Annotated in this window: 20 protein-coding genes; 15 read left to right on the forward strand and 5 right to left on the reverse strand. The window is 71.7% G+C overall.

From position 1 onward, the window contains the following. Positions 1–31 precede the first annotated feature (31 nt). From NK718_RS14000 to NK718_RS14025, 6 genes are read left to right on the forward strand one after another with little or no spacing between them, the layout of a single operon-like run. Complete coding sequence (locus NK718_RS14000; RefSeq protein ID WP_254743437.1) at positions 32–1,006, forward strand: ABC transporter permease; 975 nt, start codon at positions 32–34, stop codon at positions 1,004–1,006. Then, positions 1,003–1,923: an ABC transporter permease gene (locus NK718_RS14005; RefSeq protein ID WP_254743439.1), complete on the forward strand. Its 921-nt coding sequence runs from the start codon at positions 1,003–1,005 to the stop codon at positions 1,921–1,923. The genes NK718_RS14000 and NK718_RS14005 overlap by 4 nt, the downstream gene beginning before the upstream one ends. A 2-nt stretch (positions 1,924–1,925) precedes the next feature. Beyond that, on the forward strand, positions 1,926–2,900 hold the full coding sequence (locus tag NK718_RS14010) for an ABC transporter ATP-binding protein (RefSeq protein ID WP_254743441.1): 975 nt from the start codon (positions 1,926–1,928) through the stop codon (positions 2,898–2,900). Continuing rightward, on the forward strand, positions 2,897–3,922 hold the full coding sequence (locus NK718_RS14015) for an ABC transporter ATP-binding protein (RefSeq protein ID WP_254743446.1): 1,026 nt from the start codon (positions 2,897–2,899) through the stop codon (positions 3,920–3,922). Before NK718_RS14010 ends, NK718_RS14015 begins: the two co-directional genes overlap by 4 nt. Positions 3,923–3,935: 13 nt before the next feature. Beyond that, complete coding sequence (locus NK718_RS14020; RefSeq protein ID WP_254743449.1) at positions 3,936–5,513, forward strand: ABC transporter substrate-binding protein; 1,578 nt, start codon at positions 3,936–3,938, stop codon at positions 5,511–5,513. Beyond that, positions 5,510–7,456, forward strand: coding sequence for a CocE/NonD family hydrolase (locus NK718_RS14025; RefSeq protein WP_254743454.1), 1,947 nt, complete (start codon positions 5,510–5,512; stop codon positions 7,454–7,456). Before NK718_RS14020 ends, NK718_RS14025 begins: the two co-directional genes overlap by 4 nt. On the opposite strand, the gene NK718_RS14030 is transcribed toward NK718_RS14025, so the two are convergent. Beyond that, complete coding sequence (locus tag NK718_RS14030; protein WP_254743458.1) at positions 7,457–8,626, reverse strand: CapA family protein; 1,170 nt, start codon at positions 8,624–8,626, stop codon at positions 7,457–7,459. A gap of 42 nt (positions 8,627–8,668) precedes the next feature. After that, entirely contained in the window at positions 8,669–9,601 is a 933-nt protein-coding gene (locus tag NK718_RS14035; RefSeq protein ID WP_254743460.1) for a LysR family transcriptional regulator, read from the reverse strand. Positions 9,602–9,704: 103 nt separating this feature from the next. Between NK718_RS14035 and NK718_RS14040 the strand changes: the two genes are divergently transcribed. The 4 genes from NK718_RS14040 to NK718_RS14055 all read left to right on the forward strand — a co-directional run bounded on the left by NK718_RS14040 (position 9,705) and on the right by NK718_RS14055 (position 13,546). Beyond that, positions 9,705–10,127: a DoxX family protein gene (locus NK718_RS14040; RefSeq protein ID WP_254743462.1), complete on the forward strand. Its 423-nt coding sequence runs from the start codon at positions 9,705–9,707 to the stop codon at positions 10,125–10,127. A 26-nt stretch (positions 10,128–10,153) separates the two neighbouring features. Then, complete coding sequence (locus NK718_RS14045) at positions 10,154–11,068, forward strand: VOC family protein (RefSeq protein ID WP_254743464.1); 915 nt, start codon at positions 10,154–10,156, stop codon at positions 11,066–11,068. Next, entirely contained in the window at positions 11,068–12,027 is a 960-nt protein-coding gene (locus NK718_RS14050; RefSeq protein ID WP_254743467.1) for a glutathione S-transferase family protein, read from the forward strand. Before NK718_RS14045 ends, NK718_RS14050 begins: the two co-directional genes overlap by 1 nt. Positions 12,028–12,277: 250 nt before the next feature. Continuing rightward, positions 12,278–13,546, forward strand: a complete 1,269-nt coding sequence (locus tag NK718_RS14055; protein ID WP_254743469.1) for a hypothetical protein — start codon at positions 12,278–12,280, stop codon at positions 13,544–13,546. A gap of 552 nt (positions 13,547–14,098) precedes the next feature. Here NK718_RS14055 and NK718_RS14060 read toward each other — a convergent pair. Beyond that, the gene (locus NK718_RS14060) at positions 14,099–14,512 is read right to left on the reverse strand and encodes a DUF3830 family protein (protein WP_254743471.1); all 414 of its coding nucleotides are present in this window, start codon (positions 14,510–14,512) and stop codon (positions 14,099–14,101) included. Between the two features lie 108 nt (positions 14,513–14,620). Next, the gene (locus NK718_RS14065; RefSeq protein WP_503826999.1) at positions 14,621–15,208 is read right to left on the reverse strand and encodes a L,D-transpeptidase; all 588 of its coding nucleotides are present in this window, start codon (positions 15,206–15,208) and stop codon (positions 14,621–14,623) included. Positions 15,209–15,706: 498 nt separating this feature from the next. Here NK718_RS14065 and NK718_RS14070 point away from each other — a divergent pair, with 498 nt between their 5' ends. The 5 genes from NK718_RS14070 (at position 15,707) to NK718_RS14090 (ending at position 20,894) form a co-directional block, all read left to right on the forward strand. Beyond that, on the forward strand, positions 15,707–17,293 hold the full coding sequence (locus tag NK718_RS14070; RefSeq protein ID WP_254743473.1) for an ABC transporter substrate-binding protein: 1,587 nt from the start codon (positions 15,707–15,709) through the stop codon (positions 17,291–17,293). Between the two features lie 74 nt (positions 17,294–17,367). Next, positions 17,368–18,378: an ABC transporter permease gene (locus NK718_RS14075; protein ID WP_256515628.1), complete on the forward strand. Its 1,011-nt coding sequence runs from the start codon at positions 17,368–17,370 to the stop codon at positions 18,376–18,378. Positions 18,379–18,380: 2 nt separating this feature from the next. Continuing rightward, positions 18,381–19,292 carry an ABC transporter permease gene (locus tag NK718_RS14080; RefSeq protein ID WP_371877288.1) on the forward strand — a complete coding sequence of 304 codons (912 nt, stop codon included), beginning with the start codon at positions 18,381–18,383 and terminating at the stop codon, positions 19,290–19,292. 4 nt (positions 19,293–19,296) lie between these two features. After that, positions 19,297–20,145, forward strand: a complete 849-nt coding sequence (locus NK718_RS14085) for an ABC transporter ATP-binding protein (RefSeq protein WP_254743477.1) — start codon at positions 19,297–19,299, stop codon at positions 20,143–20,145. After that, positions 20,142–20,894 (forward strand): ABC transporter ATP-binding protein, encoded by a 753-nt coding sequence (locus NK718_RS14090; protein WP_254743479.1) that lies wholly within the window; start codon positions 20,142–20,144, stop codon positions 20,892–20,894. The genes NK718_RS14085 and NK718_RS14090 overlap by 4 nt, the downstream gene beginning before the upstream one ends. Before the next feature lie 15 nt (positions 20,895–20,909). Here NK718_RS14090 and NK718_RS14095 read toward each other — a convergent pair whose 3' ends face one another. Next, on the reverse strand, positions 20,910–22,922 hold the full coding sequence (locus NK718_RS14095; protein WP_254743481.1) for a glutaminase domain-containing protein: 2,013 nt from the start codon (positions 22,920–22,922) through the stop codon (positions 20,910–20,912). Positions 22,923–22,957 lie beyond the last annotated feature (35 nt).

Here is a 22,957-nt window from a genome sequence, read left to right on the forward strand (position 1 = left end):
GCCCGGGCGCGCCGCCGGAGCCCCCCGATCCATGACGGTGTTCGTCATCCGGAGACTGTTGCAGAGCCTCGTCGTGCTGGCGGCGACGGCGGCCATCGTCTTCGTCGGCGTCTACGCCATCGGCGACCCGGCCGAGATGCTGATCGCGCCGGACGCCACACCGGCCGAACGCGCCCAGGTGGAGGCGTCGCTGGGGCTCGATCGTCCGCTGCCGGCGCAGTTCCTGACCTTCGTCGTCAACGCGCTGCACGGCGACCTCGGCCGCTCCTTCGTCTTCAACCAGCCCTCCATCTCGCTCATCCTCGGCCGCCTGCCCGCGACGCTGGAGCTGGCCTTCGTCGCCATCGTCATCGCGCTGGCGCTCGGCATTCCGCTCGGGCTGCTGGCCGGGCTGAAGCCGCGCTCGGCGACCGACGAGGCGATCATGACCGGCTCGATCCTCGGCTTCAGCCTGCCGAACTTCTGGCAGGGCATGATGCTGATCATGATCTTCTCGGTCTGGCTCGGCTGGCTGCCCTCCACGGGGCGCGGAACGACGGGCACGATTTTCGGCGTCGAAACGAGCCTGGCGACGTGGGACGGGCTTCGCCACCTCATCCTGCCGGCCGTCAACCTGGCGCTGTTCAAGCTGGCGCTGGTGATCCGCCTGACGCGCACCGGCGTGCGCGAGACGATGCCGCTCGACTTCGTCAAGTTCGCGCGCGCCAAGGGCCTCACCGAACGGCGCATCGTGCTCGTCCACGTGCTCAAGACGATCATGGTCCCGCTCGTCACCGTGATCGGCATGGAGATCGGCTCGCTGATCGCCTTCGGCGTCGTCACCGAGACGATCTTCGCGTGGCCGGGCATCGGCAAGCTGCTGATCGATTCGATCATGCGGCTCGACCGGCCGGTCGTCGTCGCCTACCTGCTCGTGGTCGTCAGCCTGTTCATCGTGCTGAACTTCACCGTCGACGTGCTGTACTCGATCCTCGATCCGCGCATCCGGGTGGGGCGCGGCGCATGACGACGCTCGATGCCGCCCCGCGCGCCGTCGCGCCCGCCGAGTCCGACAGCCCGCTGGCGCGCGCCGCCGCGGGGCTGGCGCGCAGCCCCAAGGCGGTGGTCGCCGCCATCGTCTGCGCGCTGCTGCTCCTCACCGCGCTCGTCGGGCCGGCGCTGGCCCCGCAGAACCCCTACGACCTCAACGTCCTCGACATCATGGACGCCAAGCTGCCGCCGGGCTCCGAGAGCATGGCCGGCCAGACCTTCTGGCTCGGCACGGACGGGCAGGGCCGCGACATGCTGTCGGCGATGATCTACGGTCTGCGCACCTCGCTGTTCGTCGGCGTCTTCGCCGGCGTGGTGGCGCTGATGGTCGGCTCGGCGCTCGGCCTGACCGCCGCCTTCCTGGGCGGGCGCTTCGACACCATCGTCATGCGGCTGGTCGACCTCATGCTGGGCTTCCCGACCCTGCTGGTGGCGCTCATCCTGCTCGCCCTGCTCGGGCAGGGCGTCGGCAAGGTCATCTTCGCGCTGGTGCTGGTGCAGTGGGCGATGTTCGCGCGCGCCGTGCGGGGCGCGGCGCTGGTCGAGAAAAACAAGGACTATATCGAGGCGGCGACCATGCTCGGCCTGTCGCGCCCGCGCATCCTGTTCGGCCACCTGCTGCCGAACTGCCTGTCGCCGCTGATCGTCATCGGCACGCTGCAGGTGGCCAACGCCATCGCCGCCGAGGCGACCCTCTCCTTCCTCGGCATCGGCCTGCCGATCACCCAGCCCTCGCTCGGCCTGCTCATCGCCAACGGCTTCCAGGTGCTGCTGTCGGGCCAATACTGGATCAGCGTCTATCCCGGCCTGCTGCTGCTCACGCTGGTGTTCAGCATCAACATCGTGGGCGACCGCCTGCGCGAAGTGCTCAACCCCCGGCTGGCGGAGCGCTGAGCATGGTCGCGGTGCTGCAGGTCGAGGGACTCCAGACGTGGTTCGGCACGAAGGACGCGCCGGTGCGCGCGGTCGACGGCGTCTCCTTCAGCGTGGCGCGCGGCGAGATCCTGGGCCTCGTCGGCGAGTCCGGCTCCGGCAAGTCGATCACCGGGTTTTCGATCCTGGGACTGGTCGATCCGCCCGGCCGCGTCGTCGGCGGGCGCGTGCTGTTCCAGGGCCAGGAACTGGTCGGCGCGCCGCCCGAGACGCTGCGGCGCATTCGCGGCAAGAAGATCGCGATGATCTTCCAGGACCCGATGATGACGCTGAACCCCGTGCTCTCCATCGAGACGCAGATGGTCGAGGCGGTGCTGGCGCACGACGACACGCCGCGCGCCGAGGCCCGCGCCCGCGCCCGCGACGCGCTGGGTCTGGTCGGCATTCCCTCGCCCGAGGAGCGCCTGGGCGCGTATCCGCACCAGTTCTCCGGCGGCATGAGACAGCGCGTCGCCATCGCCATCGCGCTGCTGCACAAGCCGGACCTGATCATCGCCGACGAGCCCACCACGGCGCTCGACGTGACCATCCAGTCGCAGATCCTGTTCGAGGTGCGCCGCCTCGCCGACGCCTTCGGCATGGCGCTGGTATGGATCAGCCACGATCTCGGCGTGGTCGCCAGCCTCGCCGACCGCGTCGCCGTCATGTATGCCGGCCGCATCGTCGAGAGCGGCGGCGTCGACGACATCCTCGACCGCCCCGCCCACCCCTATACGCGCGGCCTGCTCGACGCCCTGCCGGCCACGGCGCGGCGCGGCGAGCGGCTGCGGCCGATCCCCGGCATGGCCCCCGCCCCGACGGCGCGGCCGAGCGGCTGCGCCTTCCGCACGCGCTGCTTCGCCGCCGGCCCGGACTGCGCCGCCGCCGAGCCGGAGCCGACCCGCGCCGGCGAGCGGCAATGGCGCTGCTTCCACCCGCTGGCGGAGGCCGCCGCATGACGCCGCTGATCGAAGGGCGCGGCCTCACGCGGCGCTTCACGCGCGGCCTCGACGTGGCCGAGAAGCTGGCCCGCGCGCTCGGTGCCAACATTCGCGAAGAGGTGGTCCACGCGGTGGAGGGCGTCGACATCGCCATCCGCCAGGGCGAGGTGTTCGGCCTCGTCGGCGAGTCCGGCTGCGGCAAGTCGACGCTCGGCCGCGTGCTCGCCGGCATCCTGCCGCCGACCGACGGCGAATTGCTGTGGCGCGGCCGCGACGTGGCCGGCCTGTCGCGCGCCGACCGGCTGGAGATGCGGCTTGCCGTGCAGATGATCTTCCAGGACCCGATGTCGTCGCTGAACCCGCGCAAGCGCGTCATCGACCTCATCGGCGAAGCGCCGCGCGTCCACGGGCTGGTGCGCGCCGGCGAGGTCGACGACTACGTCGCCTCGCTGATGCAGCGCGTCGGGCTCGACCCCGCCTACCGGCGGCGCTACCCGCACCAGTTCTCCGGCGGCCAGCGCCAGCGCATCGGCATCGCCCGCGCGCTCGCCGTGCGGCCGAAGCTGATCGTCTGCGACGAATCCGTGTCGGCGCTCGACGTCTCGATCCAGGCGCAGGTCATCAACCTGTTCATGGACCTGCGCGAGGAACTTGACCTCACCTACCTGTTCATCAGCCACGACCTCGGCGTGGTGAAGCACATCTCCGACCGGGTGGGGATCATGTATCTCGGCCGCGTCGTCGAGACCGCCGGCGCGGACGATTTCTTCGCGGCGCCCAACCATCCCTACACCGTGGCGCTGCTCAAGGAGCTGCCCTCGGTGAAGGACCGTCGGCGCGACTTCACGCCGATTCGCGGCGAGATCCCCTCGCCCCTCGACCCGCCGCCCGGCTGCGCCTTCCACCCGCGCTGCCCGCGGGCCATGCCGGTCTGCTCCGCCGACCTGCCGGCGCTGAAGCCGGTCGCCGCCGCGCACTGGAGCGCCTGCCATCTCAACGACATGCCGGCCCTGCGGCCGGCCTCGGAAACAGCCGCCTGAGGGAGACCACCGCATGAGCACACCCACCCAACGCCTCGCCGTCGCCGCCATCGCCCTCGTCACGCTCGGCGGGCCGGCGCTCGCCGCCGACCTGGTGATCGGCACCGCGACCGAGCCCTCCGCGATGGACCCGCTGTTCTCGCGCACCGGCCCGAACCAGAACATCGCCATGCAGATCTTCGACCGGCTGGTGCAGCCGGACGTCAATCTCGGCATGCATCCCGGCCTCGCCGAAAGCTGGACGAACCTCGACCCGACCACGTGGCGCGTGAAGCTGCGCGCCGACGCGCGCTTCCACGACGGCAAGCCGGTGACCGCCGACGACGTGGTGTTCTCGCTGGAGCGCGCCCGCAACGTGCCGAACAGCCCCGCGCCGTTCTCCAACAACGTCTCCGGCGTGACCGGGCTGAAGGCGCTCGACGCCACGACGCTGGAGGTGAAGACGGCCGAGCCGACGCCCGACCTGATGGAGCGCATCGGCTTCGTCTACATCCTGGAGCGCGCCGCCGCCGAGGGCAAAAGCCTGCAGGACTACAACAAGGGCGACGGCACGATCGGCTCAGGCCCCTACCGCTTCAAGGAATGGGTTCCGGGCGACCGCGTGGTGCTGACCCGCAACGACGCCTACTGGGGCAAGAAGCCCGAGTTCGACACCGTCACCATCAAGTTCATCTCCAACGACGCCGCGCGCGTGGCGGCGCTGCGCTCGGGGGCCGTCGACCTGATCGACGGCGTGCCGCCGGCCGACCTGCCGACGCTGGAAAAGACGCAGGGCCTCAAGGTCCACACCACCGCCTCGGCGCGCCTGATCTACCTCGCGCTCGACGGCACGCGCGACGAATCGCCGTTCGTCACCGACCTCGCCGGCAAGCCGCTGACGCCGAACCCGCTCAAGGACGTGCGGGTGCGCACCGCCATCGCCAGGATGATCAACACGCCGGCCATCGTCGACCGCGTGCTCAACAAGGCGGGCGTGCCGGCCGGCCAGCTCGTGCCGGAAGGCGTGCAGGGCCACGACCCCGCGCTGAAGCCCATCGCCTTCGACCTGGAGGGCGCCAAGAAGCTGCTCGCCGAGGCGGGCTACAAGGACGGCTTCGGCCTGACGATCCACTCCTCCAACGACCGCTTCGCCGGCGACAAGGACATCGCCCAGGCGCTCGGACAGATGCTCTCGCGCGGCGGCATCAAGGTGAACGGCGTCGTCACCCAGCCCTACAACGTCTATGCCGGCGCGGCGACGAAGCAGACCTTCTCCGCCTTCATCTTCTCGCTCGGCAACACCACGCCGACCTCCGGCCCGGGCCTGCGCAACCTGTTCATGACCAACGACCCGAAGGCCGGGACCGGCGGCTTCAACCGCACCCGCTACTCCAACCCCGCCTTCGACAAGGCGCTGACCGAGGCGCTGTCGACCTTCGACGAGAAGCAGCGGCTGGCCGGCATCCAGGCCGCGACGAAGCTGGTGTTCGCCGACATGCCGATCGTGCCGCTCTACTGGCAGACCGTGTCGTGGGCGTCCAAGGCCAACATCGCCTATGAGGCCAACATGTCCGAGGACACCTCGGCCGCGCTGGCGAGCGTCGCCAAGTGAGCGTCGAAACGATAGGCGCGGACGCGCCGGGCGCGACCTCGGTGGCCGCGCGCCCGGTGGCCGACGACGTCGTCGTGCTGCGCGACGTCATGGTGACGATGCGCGACGGCGTGCGGCTGGCCACCGACGTCTACCTGCCGGCGCGCGACGGCGTGGCGCTGGCGGGGCCGTTTCCCACCGTGATGGAGCGCACGCCCTACGGCAAGACGGCGCGCTCGCGCGCCGAGATCGAGCTCGGCATGGCCGAGCCGATGACGCGCGAGAAGGTGGCGAGCTATTTCGTCCGCGCAGGCTACGCGGTGGTCTACCAGGACTGCCGCGGCCGCTACGGCTCGCAGGGCGAGTTCGTCAAGTATCTCTCCGACGCCGCCGACGGTTCCGACACCTGCGCCTGGATCGTCGCGCAGCCCTGGTGCGCCGGGCGCATCGGCACGATGGGCCTCTCCTACGCCGCGCACACGCAGGCGGCGCTGGCCTCCGTCTCCCCGCCCGGCCTCGCCTGCATGGTGCTCGACTCGGGCGGCTTCTCGAACGCCTACCTGTGCGGCATCCGCCAGGGCGGCGCGTTCGAGCTGAAGCAGGCGACATGGGCCTACAACCGCGCCCACGAGAGCCCGCTGGCGGTCGCCGACCCGCTGGTCGCGGGCGCGCTCGCCGCCGAGGACCTGCACGCCTGGTTCCGCGCCATGCCGTGGAGCGAGGGGCGCTCGCCGGTGCGCTGGGCGCCGGACTACGAGGCCTATCTGCTGGAGCAATGGCGCGCCGGCACGTTCGGCGAGGAGTGGGAGAAGCCGGGCCTGTGGCTCGAGGGCCATTACGACGCCGTGCCCGACATCCCGGTGCTGCTGATGTCGAGCTGGTACGACGTCTACGTGAAGACCACGTTCGACAACTTCGCCGGCCTGTCGCGCAACGGGCGGCGTCCGGTGCAGGTCATCATGGGCGCGGGGCTGCACGGCGACCGCCAGAAGGACCACGCGGGCGACGCCAGCTTCGGCCCCGCCGCGCCCTTCGACGGCAATGTCGCGGAAAGCTGGCTGGGATTCCGCCGGCGCTGGTTCGACCGCTGGCTGCGCGGCGTCGAGAACGGCGTCGAGAACGACCCGCCGGCGCGGCTGTTCCTGATGGGCGGCGGCCCCGGCGACCGCGGCGGCGACGGCCGCATCCGGCTCGGCGGGCGCTGGATCGAGGCGGCGTCCTGGCCGCTGCCGGGCGCGCGCGTCGAGCCGTGGCACATCCACGCCGACGGCTCGCTCGCCCCGGCGGAACCCGCCGCCGACGCCGAGCCGTTCGTCTACGACTTCGACCCCGACGACCCCGTGCCCACCATCGGCGGCGCGCTGACCAGCGGCCAGCCGATCTTCGAGGGCGGCGTGTTCGACCAGCGCGAGAGCCCGCGCTTCTTCGGCTGCACGCGGCACGGCCTGCCGCTCAGCGCGCGCCGCGACGTGCTCGCCTTCGAGACCGCGCCGTTCGGGGAGGACGTGGCCATCGTCGGGCCCATCTCGGTGGAGCTGTGGGTCGCCTCCGACGCGCCGGACACCGACTTCACGGCCAAGCTCATCGACGTCCACCCGCCGTCGGCCGACTATCCCACCGGCTTCGCGGTGAACCTGACCGACGGCATCTTCCGCTGCCGCTACCGCGAATCGTGGCGGACGCCGAAACCCATCGAGGCGGGGCGGCCGTTCCGCATCGTCATCGAGCCCTTCGCCACCGCCGCTTTGGTCAAGGCCGGCCACCGACTGCGGCTCGACATCTCGTCGTCGAACTTCCCGAAGTTCGACGTCAACCCCAACAGCTACGCGCCGGAGGGGCGCGGGCGGACGCGGCGCGTGGCGCGCAACACCGTGTTCTGCGACGCGGCGCGGCCCTCGCGCATCCTGCTGCCCTTCGTTCCCCTCGACACGCTGACGCCGCTGCGCGCGGTGGCGACGGACTGATCAGGCGGCGAGCGACACGCGGGCGCGGTCGGCGTCGGGGAGCCCCGCCGTCAGCCGCGCCAGCATGTCGCCGGCGTCCGCGCCCCGCAGCCTCGCGGGGGCGGGGCTGAGGCCGCCCGCTGCTTCCTCGCCGACCGCAAGCGGCAGCACCTCCAGGCGCTCGCACGCGCCGCCGCCGGAAAAGCGCGCCCGCACCGCCGCGCCGCGGAACACGTCGACGCCGCGCGCCCGGTAGGTGTCGCCCCGGCGCGTGTGGAAGACGCAGTTGCCGAGCCCCATCAGGATCGGCCGGCCCCTGTGGAACGCCAGGTTCTGCAGCACCGGCGCGCCGTGGCCGACCACCATGTCCGCGCCGCGCTCGACGAGGTCCCGGCCCAGCCCGACGAGCCAGTCCGGCGCGCGGGTCCAGTCGGCGTCCCAGCGGTGGGAGTGCAGGCAGACGGCGACCAGCGCCGCCCCGGCGCGCCGCGCCGCCGCCATCGTCGCGGCGAGCCGGTCGAGGTCGCCCGCGTCGACGCGCATGTGGGCGGCGACGCGCGCGCCGCGCAGCACCGGCGTGCCGAACAGGTCGAGCGCGTCGCCCAGCCCCGCCGCTTGGTAGCCGACCGCCGCCCGCGCCGCGGCGCGCGCGGCGTCGCCCAGCTCGCGGTCGAGGGCGCGCAATGCGTCGAACAGCGGCCCCGCGACCTCCACCTCGCGGCGCACGCCGAGCCGGGCGATTCCGGCGCGCCCCGGCCCGGCATAGACGATGTCCGGCTGCGGCCCGAGATCGGCGGCGACGAGCGCGACGCGGACGCCCTCGGCGTCGAGCCAGGCCGGCGCGCCGGCGGCCTGCGCGTCCGCCCCGCTGCCGGCGAAACCCAGGCCGAGCGCCTCGACCACCGCGCGGGTGCGCGCCAGCCCCGGCGGGCCGAGGTCGAAGGCGTGGTTATTGGCGTGTCCGAGCGCGCCGAAGCCGAGGCCGCGCAGGCTAGCCACCGCCTCCGGCGTCGCGAGGTGGAGCGTCTTCGTCTTGGTCGGCCACGCCCCCGGCGTCTCGACGCAGGCTTCGAGGTTGGAGAACGAAGCGGCCCCGCGCAGGAACTCGCGCAGGGCGCTTGCGTCGTCGGTGTCCGTGGCGACCGGTCCGTGGACCAGCAGCTGCCCGGCGCAGGCGATGGCGAGGCTCATGCCGCCCACGCTAGCCGGGGACGCCCTTCGGGTCCACGCGCGCTACTCGGGATCGAGGCCGAGGCCCCGATCCCACGGCGGAAGCGGCCGGTAGGCCTCGGCGAGGAAATCAATGAAGGCGCGCACCCTGGCCGGGGCGAGGCGGCTGGCGGGGTGGACGGCGTAGATGCCGGGCAGCTCCACCGGCGGCTCGTCGAGCGCGATGGGCCGCAGCAGGCCGGCGCGCACCGCGTCGCCGACGAGGAAGGTCGGCTCGTAGATGACGCCCTGCCCGGCGAGCGCGGCGGCGAGCAGCGCGTCGCCGTTATTGGCCTTGAGGTTGCCGGTCACCGCGACGCTGGCATGGCCGTCGCGGCCGAACAGCCAGCGGTTCGGCGACAGCATCCGCGACAGCGTGTAGCTGAGGCAGTTGTGCGCGGCGAGGTCGGCGACGCGGCGCGGCGCGCCATGCGCGGCGAGATAGGCGTCGGAGGCCGCCAGCAGCAGCCGGCAGGGCGCGATGCGGCGCGCCGTCATGCTCGAATCCTGCATCCGCCCGATGCGGATGGCGAGGTCCCATCCCTCCTCCAGCAGGTCGACGAAGCGGTCGGACAGGCCGAGATCGACGACGACGCCCGGATGGCGGAGCGCGAAGGCGGCCATGCGCGGGGCGATCTCGCGCACCCCGAACGACAGCGGCGCGGCGACGCGCAGCACGCCGCGCACCTCGACGCGGTCGGCCGCCGCCGCCTCGTCCGCCTCCGCCACCTCGCCGAGGATGCGCTCGGCGCGTTCGAGGTAGCGGCGGCCGGCCTCGGTCAGCGTCAGCCGGCGCGTCGTGCGGTGCAGCAGCTTGACGCCCAGCCGGTCCTCCAGCGCCGCGATGTGCTTGGTCGCCATGGTCTGCGACATGCCGAGCGCGCGGGCGGCGGCCGACAGGCTGCCGAGCGCCGCCACCTTCACGAAGACCTGCATCCCGGTCAGCCGGTCCAGCATCGCCTCGTTCTCCTGGTGTGAACTGTTATCCCGATACAGCAGATTATCACACCCTGAAGCGCAGGTTATATCAAGGCACGCTCATTCACCCCCGGAGGCTTCCATGATCGACAACCGCACCGCTCCCTTCGCCGCGCTGGCTCTTCGCCTGTCGCTCGGCGTGCTCTTCCTGGCCCATGCCGGCCTCAAGCTGTTCGTGTTCACGCCCGCCGGCACGGCGAAGTTCTTCGGCTCGCTGGGACTTCCGCCCGCGCTCGCCTATGTCGTCATTGCCGTCGAGCTGATCGGCGCGCTGGCGCTGATCCTCGGCGTCTACGCCCGCGTCGCCGCGCTCGTGCTGATCCCGGTGATCCTCGGCACCATCTTCACCGTCCACGGCTCGGCGGGCTTCTTCTTCACCAACCCCAACGGCGGCTGGGAATTCCCGGCGTTCTGGGCCATCGGGCTGCTCGCGGTGGCCTTGCTCGGCGACGGGGCCTATGCTCTGCGCCCCGGCCCGACGGCCCTGCGTTCCGCCACCGCCTGAACGAGGCGAGCAGAAAGGCGACCCACATGTCGGCGCAGTCCTCCACCGCCCCCGTCCACTCCCCGCGCGATTTCGGCTCGCCCGTTCTCGCCGCCGCCCCGCACCGAGTCGGCGTCGTCACGCTCGTCGTGAACGACCTCGACAAGGTTCGCCGGTTCTACGAGGAGACGATCGGCCTCAAGCCGCTCGCCGGCCCGGCGGGCGGGGTGCTGCTCGGCGTCGACGCCGGGCCGCTGCTGGCGCTGCGCCACGAGCCCGGCGCGCGGCGGCGTTCGCCGCGCGAGGCGGGGCTGTTCCACACCGCCTTCCTGATGCCCGAGCGCGCCGACCTCGGCGCGTGGATCGCCCACGCCGCCGCGCGCGGCTGGCGCATCCACGGCGCGTCGGACCACGGGGTCAGCGAGGCGCTGTACTTCGCCGACCCGGAGGGCAACGGCATCGAGCTCTATGTCGACCGCCCGGCCGCCGCCTGGCGGGGCGACGGCCCGACGGTGCGCATGGGCACCGAGGCGCTGGACCTCGACTCGCTCGTCGAGGCCGGACGCGGCCGTCGCTGGAGCGGCTTTCCGGCCGGCGGCACGGTCGGCCACCTGCACTTGCAGGTCGGCGCGCTCGCGCCGGCCGAGCGCTTCTACGGCGAGCTCCTGGGCTTCGACGTGTCGTGCCGCTACCCCGGCGCGACGTTCTTCGGCTCGGGCGGCTACCACCACCAGCTCGCCGCCAATATCTGGAACAGCCGCGGCGCCGAGCCGCGCGCGGACCTCGCCACCGGCCTCGCCGGGTTCGAGATCCTGGCCAAGGACGACGCCACCGTGGCGGCGGCCCGCCGCCGGCTGGACGAAGCGGGCGTAGCGACGGCCGACGCGGACGGCGGCGGCTTCTCCGTTACCGAGCCCTGGGGCGCGCGCGTCACGGTCCGCCCCGAGCGGGACGCCGGCTGATGCTCGTCGACGGCAAGTGGTCGGCCGACTGGCAGCCGGTGCAGGCCAAGGACGCCAAGGGCGGCTTCGTCCGCCAGGCGTCGCAGTTCCGCAACTGGGTGACGCCGAACGGGAGCCCCGGCCCGACCGGCGAGGGCGGCTTCAAGGCCGAGGCCGGCCGCTACCACCTCTATGTCGCGCTGATCTGCCCGTGGGCCTCGCGCACGCTGATCGCCCGCGCGCTGAAGGGCCTGCGCGAGGTCGTGACCGTCTCGGTGCTCGAGCCGGAGCTGACCGACCAGGGCTGGCGCTTCGGCGACGGCTCCGACGCCGACCCCGACCCGCTGCACGGCGCGACATGGCTGCACGAGGTCTACAGCCGGGCCGATCCGCACGTCACCGGCCGCGCCACCGTGCCGGTGCTGTGGGACCGCGCCCGCGACCTCGTCGTCAACAACGAGTCGGCCGACATCGTGCGGATGTTCGATGCCGGCTTCGGCGCGCTGGCCGACGACGCCTTCCAGCTCCGCCCGGAGGCGCTGCGCGCGGAGATCGACGCCCTCAACGACCGCATCTACCCGGCCCTGAACAACGGCGTCTACCGCGCCGGCTTCGCCACAACGCAGGTCGCCTACGAGGAGGCGTTCGCGCAGGTGTTCGCGATGCTGGACGAACTCGAAGCCCGGCTGTCCGGCCGCGACTACCTGTTCGGCGATCGCCTGACCGAGACCGACATCCGGCTGTTCGTGACATTGGTGCGCTTCGACGCCGCCTATCACGGCCTCTTCAAGTGCAATCTGCGCCGCCTCGCCGACTACCCCGCGCTGAGCCGCTTCCTCGAGCGCGTGCTGGCCGTGCCGGGCGTGCGCGAGACGGTGAGCATCGACCACATCAAGCGCGGCTACTACTCGGTGCGCGCGCTCAACCCGCTCGGCATCGTGCCCCTCGGCCCGGCCCTGCCCTTCGCCCACCTGCTCTGACAAGCCCGCGACAATCGGCTCCGCCGCCCGGGTTTGCCGGCCGGCGCGGCTTCGACCCGGCGCGCGCGCTCATTTCGTTCGGCATCGCGCCGGTCGGCCCGGCCCTGCGCTTCGCGCGCTTGTTCCGGCCCGCCCGCGACAATTGGCTCCGCCGTCCGCGTTTGCCGCCCGGCGCGGCTTGGGATTAGGGTGCGCGTTCGCCGCGACGCCCTCGCGCGCCGCGACCCGACGCCCTGTCCACGAGGTGCCGATGCGCGCGCTGCGCCGTCTCATCATGCTGGCGACCCTGTTCGCCGCGTCCTCCGCCACGGCGCAGACAGGGCCCATGGTGCTGCCGATCCCCGGCGGGCCGCAGCCGCAGCCGGACCCGCGCAACCAGGTGATGCCGATGCCGCGCGGCGCGCTGGAGCCGGCCGGCGCGCCGAGGCGTCCCGCCGAGCCCGCCTGGACGATTCCGACCCTGAACGCTCCCGAACCGCCCCGCGCCGCCGCGCCGGCGGCGACGCCGCGCCCGGCGCAGCCGACGCATCCGGTCGCCGTCGCACCGGCCCCGGAGCCCGCGCACCCGGCCGCCGCCCCCGCGCAGCCGGCGCGCGCCCCCACCCCTGTCGAGGTCGCCGCGCCGGCCGCGCCGCCGCCCGCGCCCGCCGCCTCTTCCGCCCCCACCGTCGCCCCACCGCGCGGCCCGGTGCGCGTCATCCTGCCCGGCCCGGCGGGCGCGCCCGCGCCCTCCCAGGTGGCGACGCCGGCTCCGACCCGGATCGAAACGCCGGCCCCCGCCAGGGCCGCCCCGCCGGTGGCCCCGCCCGCCCCGCCGCCCGCCGTCGCGGCGAAGCCCGAGCCGATTGCGCCGGCCCTGCCTGCATTGCCTCCCGCCGTGACCGTCGCACCGCCGCCGGCGGTCGCGGCGAAGCAGGCCCCGGTCGTGGCTCCGCCGGCAACTCCGGCGAGTCCGGCCGTGGCCGCGACGCCTGCCGTCGCTCCGCCACCGGCCGTCGCAGCAAAGCCCGCGCCCGTCACAACTCCCCCGGCTCCTGCCGTGGCGGCCACTCCTGCCGTCGCTCCGGCTCCCGCCGTCGTTGCAAAGCCCGCGCCGGCAGCACCGCCGGCGGCTCCCACCGTGGCGGCGACGCCTGCCGTCGTGCCGCCCCCGGCAGTCGTCGCGAAGCCCGCGCCGGCAGCAACTCCGGCGGCTCCCGCCGTGGCGGCGACGCCTGCCGTTGCTACGCCGCCTGCCGTTGCAACAAAGCCCGCGCCGGCAGCGGCTCCGCCGCCTGCGGTCGCTGCAAAGCCCGCGCCCGTCACAACTCCCCCGGCTCCCGCCGTGGCGGTCGCTCCGGCTCCGGCCGTCGCCGTGAAGCCCGCGCCGGTAGCGGCCCCGAAGCCCGCTCCGATTCAGACGTCGACCGAAATCGCCGCGAAACCCGCGCCCGAGCCCGCCGTCGAGCGTCCGCCCGCGCGGCGGACGAACCCGGCTTCAGCGATGCGCGGCATCTGCGCCACGCCGAGCTGCTCGTAGCGACGGCGGGGCCCCTCCGGCCGCCCTTGGGTGTTGCGGGCCCCCGGCCCGCCCGTTCCCGGACCGGTGCAGCGAAGCGGAACCGGATCCGGGACCCAGCGCACGATGTTCGCGCTTCAGCGCGTCCGGTTGAAAAGGCTTTTGAAGCGCCGCTTCGCGGCAGCATCCCTGCGCTGGGTCCCGGACACCCCTCCGCTGACGCTCCGGGGTTCCGGGAACGGGACGGGCGGACGAGGTCCGCCCTTTTTGGCTGCGGGCGGACTGGCGTTGCGCCCGTGGGGGTTGCGGGCCTCCGGCCCGCCCGTCCCCGGAGCGGTGCAGCGCCAGCGGAACCGCATCCGGGGTCCAGCGCACTATGTTCGCGCGTCAGCGCGTCGACCTGAAAAAGCTGATGAAGCGCCGCTTCGCGGCAGCATCCATGCGCTGGACCCCGGACCTGCCTCCGCCAAGGCTCCGGCATTCCGGGGACGGGCGGACGAGGTCCGCCCTTTGGGTTCCGGGAGGGAAGGGGCGGACCGGCGTCCGCCCTTTGCGCTCAGGCTCCGCCCGCCCTCAGGCGAGGTCGAAGCGGATGTCCTGCTGGCCTTCCAGCAGAACCTTGCGGCCGAGCGTGTAGAGGTTCTCGAGCCCCGAAGTCAGCGTGATGAAGTGGTTGCCCGAGAGCTGGCCGGCCTTGGAGGCGAAATTGACGTAGCCGTAGGCCAGCAGGATCTCGGTCTCGCTGACGCCGCCGGGATAGAGGATGATCTGCCCGGGCGACGGATAGCAGGTGTTGTTCTCGTAGCCGACGCCGAAGTCGAGATCGCCGAGCGGCATCCACACGCCCTCGCCGCTCCAGCGGACGTGGATGATCTTGCTGATGAAGGGCAGGCGCTGGCGGAACGCGGCGCACGTCTTGGGCGCCAGCTCTTCCTCCAGCCTGGCCTCGAACGTGTACGGACCGGCGGTGACCACCAACTTGGACATTGTCGTTTCCCTTTCGCGTGTCGCGTCCGGGCGAGGCGATCCCCGTCCCGGCGCGTGCGGTGACGGTTTCACCTCGAACGCGGCCGGCGTCAATGGGGAGCGGCCCCGTCAGGGCTTCACGACCACCGGCGCGCCGAGCGGGACGCGGGAGTAGAGGTCGACGATGTCGTCGTTGGTGAGCCTGATGCAGCCGCTCGACACCGCCTGGCCGATGCTCGACGGATCGTTGGTGCCATGCAGGCGGAAATGCGTGTCGCTTCCGTCCCGGTAGAGATACAGGGCGCGCGCGCCGAGCGGGTTGTCGATGCCGCCCGGCATGCCGCCCGCGTAGGCGCGGTACTCGGGGATGCGGCGCATCATGTTCTCGGTGGGCGTCCAGGACGGCCATTCGGCCTTGCGGCCGATGACGGCGGAGCCGCGGAAGTTCAGCGCCTCCTCGCGCCCCACGCCGACCGCGTAGCGGATCGCCCGCCCGCCGGGCTGCACGAGGTAGAGCCGACGCGCGTCCGTCCGCACGATGACCGTGCCCGGCTTGTAGGGGCCGGAATAGGCGACCTCCCGACGGGCCAGGTCGCCGGACCCGAAGCCCATGTCGAACCCGCCGCGCGGGCCCCCGGCGCACGCCGCGCTCAACAGCCCCAGCACGACCGCGCCGATCAGGTGGAAGGCCCGCCTCATCCCATCCTCCGCATTCATCACGCAGCGCCGCCGCTACCCGACCCGGGGCCGCGCGCGCTCCTATTGAACCCGATCCCGCGCGCGCCGCCCAGCCCAAGCTGATTGTCGCGATACACGCACCGGTTGAATAGTGAGTGATCGCCGACCGTTGATTTTAGGTTGAAACGGGCAGAGCATTCGGGCGCGCCGGACGGTCGCGCGCAGTCGGGAGACGTCGATGCCCTGCCCGGGCCGCGCCGTTCCTGGAATTCGCCGGAACACCGGCGGAACAGGAGATTCCGGAGTTCGGCTGCGGAACAGGCGGTCTTCTCGGCGCGATCATCGCGGCGAAGTCGCCCGGAACAGCCGTGGGAATCGACTGTTCCAAAGTGTTCGCAGAGAGGGCGCGGCAAAGACCGGCGTTGCGTGCGATGCGTCGGATCATCGTACAATCACATTAATCGCACTTGCCTCGACAGGCGGCGAAACGCATTGTCGTCCAGACCATCCGGAAGCGATGGAGCATGGAGGAACATCATGGTGAGGCGCACGCTGGCCGCCGGGCTGGTCTTTGGCATCGTGACCGCGGCCGCTTCGACGCTCCAGGCGGCGTCGCCGCCCAACATGCTGGTGATCGGCACCGATCTCGCTGCGATCCCCTCGCTCGACCCCGCCGCGATCAACGCGCGGACCGTGTCGGAAGTGGTCTCGAACCTCTACGACAACCTCGTCCAGCTCGCTCCCGACGACATGCAGACGATCCGCCCGATGCTGGCGGAGAGCTGGACGGTCGCGCCCGACAAGCGCTCCATCACCTTCAAGCTGCGCGCCGGCGCGACCTTCGCCAGCGGCAACCCGATCACCGCGGAGGACGCCGCGTGGTCGATCCGCCGCGTCATCAAGATGGGGCAGGTCGGCGCCACCGACATCGCGCTGTGGGGCTATACCCCTGAGAACGTGGACAAATTCATTCGCGCCAGCGACGACCGCACGCTCGTCGTCGAGCTGCCGGAGCCCGTCACGACCGACCTCGTCATCTATTCGCTAGCGGGCTCGTCGCTCGGCATCATCGACAGCAAGGTCGCGATGCAGCACGAGAAGAACGGCGACCTCGCGCGCGACTGGCTGAAGGCGAACGCCGCGCCGAGCGGGGCGTACTCGCTCACCCAGTGGCGGCCGAACGACATCCTCATCTGCGAGGCGCGGGCCAACTACTGGGGCGGCGCGCCGGCGATGAAGCGCGTCATCATGCGGCACGTGCCGGAGTCCGGGAACCAGCGCCTGCAACTCATGGCCGGCGACATCGACGTCGCCCAGTATGTCGGCTCCGGCGACCTCGAGGCGCTCGCCAAGGAGAAGGTCGTCATCGACCAGGTGCCGGGCTTCGGCTTCTACTACATCGCGCTCAACATGAAGGACCCGGACCTCGCCAAGCCGCTGGTCCGCCGCGCCTTCCAGCACGTGCTCGACTGGAAGGCGCTGGCGCAGACCAACATGCGCTTCGCCGGCTTCCCCTGGCAGTCGATCATCCCCAAGGGCATGGCCGGCGCGCCCGCCAATCCGCTGCCCGGCTACGAGTTCGATCCCGCTCTCGCCAAGAAGCTGCTGGCCGAGGCCGGCTACCCGAACGGGCTGAAGAAGAAACTCTTCCCCGCCGGCCCTGTCCACCTCCAGAACACCGAGGCGCTGCAGGCCAGCGCCAAGCTCGCCGGCATCGAGCTCGAACTCGTGCCGGGCGAGCACACGCCCGATTTCCGCGCCCGCAATTTCGAGGTGCTGATGGGCAATTCGGGCGCGCGCCTGCCCGATCCGTTCGGCACCGCCGTGCAATACGCCTACAATCCCGACAACCGGGATTCGGCCAAGCTCGGCGGCTATTACCTGTGGCGCACCGCGCTCGACGCGCCGGAGCTGACCAAGCTCGTCGACCAGTCGAAGTCCGAGACGGACCCCGCCAAGCGCAAGGCGCTGTTCGAGCAGATGGACAAGATCTATCGCGAGATGGACCCGTCGCTGATCGTGCTGTTCCAGCGCACCGATCCCTACGTGCTGCGCACCAACGTGAAGGGCTATTTCGGGCACCAGACGTGGTCGACGCGGTGGTCCGGGGTGACCAAGGAGTGAGCGCGGCGCACGGGCCGACCCTCCATACGGCGTCCCCGGCCGACGACCCCGAAGACGACCGCGTCCGCCGCTTTCTGGCGGGGCTCGGGCGCGTCGCCGGCCGCCTGCTGTCGATCGCGCTGACGCTGCTCGGCCTGCTGCTGCTCACCTTCACCATGGGACGCCTGCTTCCGGCCGACCCGGTGCTGGCGGTGACCGGCGCGGAGGTGAACAAGGCGACCTACGACCGCGTCTACGCGGAGCTCGGCCTCGACCGGCCGCTGTGGGAGCAGTTCGCCTCCTATGTCGGCAACGTGCTGCGCGGCGACCTCGGCGTCTCCGCCACCACCGGCCACAGCGTGCTGTCCGACCTCGGCCACGTCTTCCCGGCGACGTTCGAACTCGCCGTCTTCGCGGTGATCACCGGCGTCGCCATCGGGCTGCCGCTCGGCATCGTCGCGGCGGTCAATCGCGGGCGGCTGATCGACCACGTGGCGCGCATCATCGGGCTCGCCGGCCATTCCGTGCCGATCTTCTGGCTCGGCCTGATGGCGCTCTTCGTGTTCTACGCGAAACTGCACTGGGTCGACGCGTCGGGCCGCCTGTCGGTGTTCTACGAGGGCATGCTCGAACCGGTGACCGGCCTGCTGCTGCTCGACACCGCGATGGCGCGGGACTGGGACATGTTCCGCGACGCGGTGTCCCACATCGTCCTGCCCGGCCTGCTGCTGGGGTACTACTCCGTGGCCTATATCAGCCGCATGACGCGCAGCTTCATGCTCGAGCAGTTGAACCAGGAATACGTGATCGCCGCCCGCGCCAAGGGCCTCTCGACGGCGCAGGTCGTCTGGCGACACGCTTTCAAGAACATCCGCGTGCAGCTGCTCACCATCGTGGCGCTGACGCTCGGCGGCCTCCTCGATGGCGCGGTGCTGGTGGAAACCGTGTTCGGCTGGCCGGGCCTCGGCCAATACCTCACGCGCGGCCTGACGATGAACGACATGAACGTGGTGATGGGAGCGGTGCTGCTCACCGGCGCGATGTTCATGGCCATCAACCTGATATCGGACCGGCTCTACCGGATCCTCGACGCCCGGACCCACTGAGCATGTCGGCATCCTCCCCCGCCATCGACGACGGCCCCACACGCGGCCCGGCGCGCAGCGCGTTGGACGCCGCGCTGAAGCAGGTCGCGGCAGGCTGGGCCTCCTATCGCCGCCACCCACTGGGCATGGTCGGGCTGGCGCTGATCGCCGCCCTGCTGGCGACGGCGCTGCTGGCCCCGCTGATCGCCCATGTCGACCCTAACGCGCAGGATCTGCGGCAGAGGCTGTTGCCGCCCTCGGCCCTGCACTGGTTCGGCACCGACCATCTCGGCCGCGACGTGTTCGCGCGCGTCGTGTACGGCGCGCGGACCACCGTGCAGATCGTCGCGCTGGTGACCGTGCTGGTCGCCCCGCTCGGCCTCGTCATCGGCACCGCCAGCGGCTACGCGGGCGGGCTGGTCGACGAGGTGCTGATGCGCGTCACGGACATCTTCCTGTCCTTCCCCGGCCTCGTCCTCGCGCTGGGCTTCGCGGCCGCCCTCGGGCCCGGGCTGACCAACGCCGGCATCGCCATCTCCCTGACCGCGTGGCCGCCGATCGCGCGCCTGGCGCGCGCCGAGACGCTGAGCCTGCGCAACGCCGATTTCATCGCCGCCGTGCGGCTGCAGGGCGCGACGCCGATGCGCATCGTGCTGCGCCACATCCTGCCGCTGTGCATTCCCTCGGTGATCGTGCGCGTGACGCTGAACATGGCGGGCGTCATCCTCACGGCCGCGGGCCTCGGCTTCCTCGGCCTAGGCGCGCAGCCGCCGCTGGCGGAATGGGGGTCGATGGTGTCGACGGGGCGGCAGTTCATGCTGGACAGCCCGTGGGTGGTGGCCGCGCCGGGCCTCTCCATCGCGGCGATCAGCCTTGCCTTCAACCTCGCCGGCGACGCCCTGCGCGACGTCCTCGATCCGCGAAACGAGGCCTGACGACATGTCCGCGCCGCTCGTCTCGGCCCGCAACCTCACGGTGCGCTTCGCCACGCAGAAGGGCCCGGTCGACGCCGTGCGCGGCGTCAGCTTCGACCTCGGTCGGGAGAAGATCGGCATCGTCGGCGAGTCGGGCTCCGGCAAGTCGACCGTCGGGCGGGCGCTGATGCGCCTGCTGCCGCGCTCGGCGACGGTCGCGGCGGACCGCCTCGTCGTGTGCGACACGGACGTGCTGGCCGCCGACGAGAAGATCATGCGCCGCATCCGCGGCCGGCGCATCGGCCTCATCATGCAGGATCCCAAGTACTCGCTGAACCCGGTCGTGCCAGTCGGGCTGCAGATCGCCGAGACGTTCCGCCTGCACAGCCCCGCCCATGCCGGCGCGCGCGCCGCGCGGGAGGCGACGCTGGCGCTGCTGCGGCAGGTGCGCATCCACGACCCGGAGCGCGTGGCCGGGCTCTACCCGCACCAGATCTCGGGCGGCATGGGCCAGCGCGTCATGATCGCGATGGTGCTCGCCGGCGGACCCGAGGTGCTGATCGCCGACGAGCCGACCTCCGCCCTCGACGTCACGGTGCGGATGGAGGTTCTGTCCCTGCTGGACGAGCTGGTGGCGCGCAAGGGCCTGGGGCTGCTGTTCATCAGCCACGACCTCAACCTCGTGCGGCGCTTCTGCGACCGCGTCCTGATCATGTATGCGGGCCGCGTCGTCGAGGCGCTGAAGGCGTCCGAGATCGACCACGCGAAGCACCCCTACACGCAAGGGCTGCTGGCCTCCCTCCCATTGATCCGCCAGCCGCGGGAGATCCTGCCGACGCTGGTGCGCGACCCAGCCTGGCGGGAGAGCGCATGATCGCCGTCCGCGACCTCGTCGTCCGTTTCGACCGCAAGGGGGCGCCGGCCGTCGCCGGGGTGAGCTTCGCGATCGAGAAAGGCGAAACGTTCGGGCTCGTCGGCGAGTCCGGCTGCGGGAAGTCGACCGTTCTGCGGGCCATCGCCGGCCTCGTGCCCGGCCACTCCGGCGACGTCCTGCTCGATGGCCGGCCCGTGCCGGCGCGGCGCGACCGTGCGTTCTACTCGCGGGTGCAGATGGTGTTCCAGGACCCCTATGGCTCGCTGCACCCGCGCCAGACCATTGCCGCGCAGCTCGCCGAGCCGCTGCGCAATTTGGGGCTGAACGGCGGACCGGCGCGCGTCGACCGCGCGCTCGAAACAGTCGGGCTCGACCCCGCCTTCCGCTGGCGTTTCCCGCATGAACTGTCGGGCGGGCAGCGCCAGCGCGTGGCGATCGCCCGCGCGCTGATCGTCGAGCCCGAAGTGCTGTTGCTCGACGAGCCGACCTCGGCGCTCGACGTCTCGGTGCAGGCCGAAATCCTCAACCTTCTGACCGAGCTCCGACGCCGACGCGGACTGACCTACCTGCTGGTGAGCCACGACCTCGCCGTGATCTCGCACATGTGCGGCGAGCTCGCGGTGATGCAGCGCGGCCGGATCCTGGAGCGGCTCGACGTCGAGCGCCTGCGCGCCGGAACCGTCGAGCACCCCTATTCCGCCGAGCTGCTCGCCGCGAGCGAAGCCTATGGCGAGCTGCGCCCCGCCTGAGCCGGGCGCGCGGCGTCAGCCGCGCGGGGTCGCCCACTCCTCGAGGAAGCGGATGAACAGCCCGCCCACAACCGAGCGGGCCTGGAAGCCGATCTTGCGCCCGCTGTCGGTGAGGTAGAGGTCCGACATCGGCACGCGGTTCCGCGTCTCGTTCGCGTAGCGCACGATGCGCTCCACGCAGTCCTCGAAGAACTCGCGGTCGTCGGCCAGCGAGGCGGCCCACAGCATCCACTCGGGCTTGGTGATCGTGCCGCGATTGTCCAGCGGAAGACCGTAGAGCTCCACCTTGGTGCGGTAGAACGCCAGCTCGCGGCGCATCTCCTCCTGCGGGAAGACGTCGAGCCCGAGCAGCCGGTCCCACACAAGATTGTACTTGATGCTCCACGAGCCGGGCTGGTCGAACGCCAGGCGCGTGCCGTCTCCGTCGCGCGAGTTGAGGATGTGGCGCGCGAACTCCTCCGCGACGCCGCGATAGCGGCTGGCCTCCTCCGCGTGGCCGAGCATCCCCGCCATCATGGCGTAGCAGGCGAGGCCCATCGCCGCCTTGCCCGACAGGTTGACGTTGTGGCCGAGCACGCCCGAGAAATCGTCGGTGCAGAGCTGGTCGCCCGGATTGTACCCGGTCTCAACAAGGTAATCGGCCCACTGGGTCAGCAGCGTCCAGTGCTGGCGCGCGTAGTCGGCCCGGCCTTCGGCCCGGGTCAGCGCTCCGACGAGGATGAGCATGTTGCCGCATTCCTCGACCGGCATCTGCGTCTCGACGATGTCCTGCGTCTTGTCCTTGTCCCAGTTGCGGTAGGTCTGGCCGTTGGCGAGCGGATAGGTGCCCAGGTCGTGCGCGGCGAAGGGGTAGGGCCAGTCCGGGCCGGAGCAGTAGGGGAAGTAGGGATCCAGCATCGCGCGGATCAGCGATGGGTTGTAGGCGAGGAACAGCGGCGCGGACGGATAGGTCACGTCCACGGTGGCGATGCAGCCGTTCGAGAAGTTCTCCTTCGAGAACAGGAGCGGCTCGCCCGAGGGGCCTTCCGCCAGCTTGTGGGCGGCCAGCGCGTGACGCCAGGTGAGCGCGAGCAGCGAGGCGTAGCCCTCGCCGCCGAGCGCGACGGCGCGCGTCCTCAGCTCGGCCTCGAAGGCGATGGCGCGGGCGCGCACCGTCTCCCGCTCGGCCCAGGCCTGCTCCAGCATCGGCAGCGCCTCCAGCCCGTTGCGCCGCCACCACGGACGGAGGCGGCGATGGAAAAGCTCGATCGACCACTCGTCGTCATAGGCGACCATGACGGTCTGGTCGGCGGCTTCGCCCGGCTCGACGGACAGGTCGAAGGTGAGCGCCATCACGGCGTCGGCGTTGTAGTCGACCTTGCGCGGGGCGGTCTTCAGCCCTTTCTCCGAGGCGCGGCCCGTCTGCACGAAGCTGTCGCGCGAAATGTCGATGTCGCCCACCGTGGCGACGACATCGCCCGCCGGCCCGGCCAGGAAGGCGCGCCCCCAGTCGATGCGCCGATGGTCGCCGCAGGCGGCGAGCACCGCCTGGTTCTCCGAGCGCAGCGAAGCCGCGGCGAGCTTGTCAGTGCCGCAGCGGTCCCAGTACACCCGCTCGTGCGGAAGGTTGACCGCCCATTCGCCGGTCATGTCGACATAGACCTCGATGCGGTGCGGCCGCCCGTCCAGGCCGCGCGCGGCGGTGCGCAGATAGGTCACCGGCCGCGACAACAGGTCGAGGTCGTCGACCAGGAGCGGAGTCAGGAACTCGACTTCGAGTTCGACGGCGCCGCAGCGGAATTGCGCGACGGTGCGGGTCGCCTCGACGACGCAGGAGGTCTGGGTCGCCGCGCGGGCCAGCCACTCGTCGCCACCCAGGAAACGGTAGGCGACGCCGTCGACGCGCACGACGCCGTAAAGCGCCATCTTGGAGCCCGTCCAGTGGCGGGGCCAGTCGTCCGTGAGCCTGTCGGCGAAGCACCAGACACTAGTGTGCGGGTCGATGGTGACGAGCGGAATGGCGGGCGGCCGGGTGACGGTGGCGGGCATGGGGTCCTCGGGACGTTTCCAGGTTGATCGGGCCG

Origin of the sequence: Alsobacter ponti (assembly GCF_024294805.1) — a bacterium.
GTDB classification, from domain to species: Bacteria; Pseudomonadota; Alphaproteobacteria; order Rhizobiales; family Beijerinckiaceae; genus Alsobacter; species Alsobacter ponti.

Coding starts and splice junctions, on each gene's coding strand:
- NK718_RS14000 (WP_254743437.1), top strand. CDS start 32: ATGACGGTGTTCGTCATCCGGAGACTGTTGCAGAGCCTCGTCGTGCTG.
- NK718_RS14005 (WP_254743439.1), top strand. CDS start 1,003: ATGACGACGCTCGATGCCGCCCCGCGCGCCGTCGCGCCCGCCGAGTCC.
- NK718_RS14010 (WP_254743441.1), top strand. CDS start 1,926: ATGGTCGCGGTGCTGCAGGTCGAGGGACTCCAGACGTGGTTCGGCACG.
- NK718_RS14015 (WP_254743446.1), top strand. CDS start 2,897: ATGACGCCGCTGATCGAAGGGCGCGGCCTCACGCGGCGCTTCACGCGC.
- NK718_RS14020 (WP_254743449.1), top strand. CDS start 3,936: ATGAGCACACCCACCCAACGCCTCGCCGTCGCCGCCATCGCCCTCGTC.
- NK718_RS14030 (WP_254743458.1), bottom strand. CDS start 8,626: ATGAGCCTCGCCATCGCCTGCGCCGGGCAGCTGCTGGTCCACGGACCG.
- NK718_RS14035 (WP_254743460.1), bottom strand. CDS start 9,601: ATGCTGGACCGGCTGACCGGGATGCAGGTCTTCGTGAAGGTGGCGGCG.
- NK718_RS14040 (WP_254743462.1), top strand. CDS start 9,705: ATGATCGACAACCGCACCGCTCCCTTCGCCGCGCTGGCTCTTCGCCTG.
- NK718_RS14045 (WP_254743464.1), top strand. CDS start 10,154: ATGTCGGCGCAGTCCTCCACCGCCCCCGTCCACTCCCCGCGCGATTTC.
- NK718_RS14050 (WP_254743467.1), top strand. CDS start 11,068: ATGCTCGTCGACGGCAAGTGGTCGGCCGACTGGCAGCCGGTGCAGGCC.
- NK718_RS14055 (WP_254743469.1), top strand. CDS start 12,278: ATGCGCGCGCTGCGCCGTCTCATCATGCTGGCGACCCTGTTCGCCGCG.
- NK718_RS14060 (WP_254743471.1), bottom strand. CDS start 14,512: ATGTCCAAGTTGGTGGTCACCGCCGGTCCGTACACGTTCGAGGCCAGG.
- NK718_RS14065 (WP_503826999.1), bottom strand. CDS start 15,208: ATGAATGCGGAGGATGGGATGAGGCGGGCCTTCCACCTGATCGGCGCG.
- NK718_RS14070 (WP_254743473.1), top strand. CDS start 15,707: ATGGTGAGGCGCACGCTGGCCGCCGGGCTGGTCTTTGGCATCGTGACC.
- NK718_RS14080 (WP_371877288.1), top strand. CDS start 18,381: ATGTCGGCATCCTCCCCCGCCATCGACGACGGCCCCACACGCGGCCCG.
- NK718_RS14085 (WP_254743477.1), top strand. CDS start 19,297: ATGTCCGCGCCGCTCGTCTCGGCCCGCAACCTCACGGTGCGCTTCGCC.
- NK718_RS14090 (WP_254743479.1), top strand. CDS start 20,142: ATGATCGCCGTCCGCGACCTCGTCGTCCGTTTCGACCGCAAGGGGGCG.
- NK718_RS14095 (WP_254743481.1), bottom strand. CDS start 22,922: ATGCCCGCCACCGTCACCCGGCCGCCCGCCATTCCGCTCGTCACCATC.